The sequence below is a fragment of the Massilia sp. CT11-108 genome, from assembly GCF_047302915.1.
Taxonomy (GTDB): Bacteria; Pseudomonadota; Gammaproteobacteria; order Burkholderiales; family Burkholderiaceae_D; genus Telluria; species Telluria orientalis.
This window is the reverse complement of sequence record NZ_JBKYMO010001653.1, coordinates 1-249: the sequence shown is the minus strand read 5'-3', so window position 1 is coordinate 249 and position 249 is coordinate 1. Positions and strand designations below refer to the sequence as shown.

Below are 249 nucleotides of genomic sequence, written 5' to 3'. Positions count from 1 at the left end.
GGCCAGTTCCGCGCCGTCGCGCCCGCCCGGCTGCGCGCCCTCGCCGACACGCTGGGCATTGCCGGCCACGTGCAGTTCGCCGGCCAGCAGCCGCGCGCGGCGCTGCGGGTCTGGTACGGCGCCGCGGACGTATTCGCCACGACGCCGTGGTACGAACCGTTCGGCATCACGCCCGTCGAGGCGATGGCCTGCGCCCGGCCCGTCGTCGGCGCCGACGTGGGCGGCATCAAGAGCACCGTCGTCGACGGC

The 249-nt window shown here is 76.3% G+C and carries 1 protein-coding gene; it reads left to right on the top strand.

Translation table 11 applies throughout. The features are described 5' to 3' along the window. On the top strand, window positions 1-249 hold a 249-nt coding region (locus tag ACEN88_RS35925; protein WP_413347157.1), incomplete at both ends, for a glycosyltransferase.